This is a genomic window from Streptomyces alkaliterrae (assembly GCF_007097205.2).
GTDB classification, from domain to species: Bacteria; Actinomycetota; Actinomycetes; order Streptomycetales; family Streptomycetaceae; genus Streptomyces; species Streptomyces alkaliterrae.
Map to the genome: position 1 here is coordinate 1 of NZ_VJYK02000596.1, position 1,233 is coordinate 1,233.

General features: G+C 75.7%; 1 protein-coding gene. It reads right to left on the minus strand.

Features of this window, described 5'->3' with window-relative positions; genetic code table 11:
- On the minus strand, positions 1 to 1,177 hold a 1,177-nt coding region (locus FNX44_RS27005; protein ID WP_143651585.1), incomplete at its 3' end, for a class I SAM-dependent RNA methyltransferase.
- Positions 1,178 to 1,233 lie beyond the last annotated feature (56 nt).

The window sequence follows — 1,233 nt, forward strand, 5'->3', positions numbered from 1 at the left end:
GGGTGAGGGAGGCGATGGTGCGGACGGTGTCGCGTCCGGCGCCGGCGCGGGGCGGGTCGAGGACGACGATGTCGGCCTCGGTGATACCGGTGCGCGGCAGCACCTGGTCGACCTTGCCGTGCTCGATGCGGACGCGGTCGAAGTCGGCGAGGTTGTGGCGGGCGTCCTCGACGGCCTGCTTGGCGGACTCGATGCCGAGGACCGCGCCGCGCTCACCGAGGCGGTCGGCGAGCGCGCCGGCGAACAGGCCGACGCCGCAGTAGAGGTCCAGGGCGGTCTCGCCCTTGCGCGGGGTGAGGCCGCGCATGACCGCGTCGACGAGGAGTTCGGCGGCGCGGGGGTGGACCTGCCAGAAGCCGCCGGCCCCGACCCGCCAGGTGCGGCCGTCGGCGCGTTCGCGGACGAAGGGGCGGCCGTGCACCCGGTGGATGGTCCGGGTGGCGTTGCGACCCTTGCCCTCGGCGACGCGCAACACCGAGACGGGGCGGTCGAGTTCGACGATCGGGAGGCGGCCGCCGGGGCGCGGGGTGAGGACGACCTGGCGGTCGCCGGAGCCGGTGGCGGCGACGGCCTCGATGCCGGCGATCTGCGGCCACTGCCGCTTCTCGATGCCGAGTTCGCTGACGCCCTCGGCGGCGATCAGGCAGCGGTCGATCGGCTCGACCTCGTGGGAGCGGTGGCGGCGCAGTCCGGCGCGGCCGTCCTCGTCGACGGCGTACTGGACGCGGGTGCGCCAGGCGGGTACCTCGCCGGCGGGGACCTTGTCGCCGGGGGCGGGCTCGACGGTGCCGTCCCAGTTGACGTCCTCGGGGGTGAGGCCGGCGAGGCGGCTGAGCTGTTCGGTGAGGACGTCGGCCTTGAGGCGGCGCTGGGCGCCGGGCTTGGCGTGCTGCCAGTCGCAGCCGCCGCAGCGGCCGGGGCCGGCGAACGGGCAGGGGGCCTCGACGCGGTCCTTGGAGGCGTCGAGCACGGTGACGGCGTCGGCGCGCAGGAAGCGGGAGTCGGAGTCGCCCTCGGTGACGCGGGCGACCACGCGTTCGCCGGGGAGTGCGTGGCGGACGAACAGGACGCGGCCCTCGGCGGTCCGGGCGACGCAGTGCCCGCCGTGCGCGACCGGCCCGACCTCGACCTCGTACTCCTGGCCGACGAGGGATTCGGGGGTGCGTGTCGACGACATGGCGGGGCGCTCCAGGAGGATCGGTGAGGTGCGAGGGGGTTCGAGGGGTTCGAGGG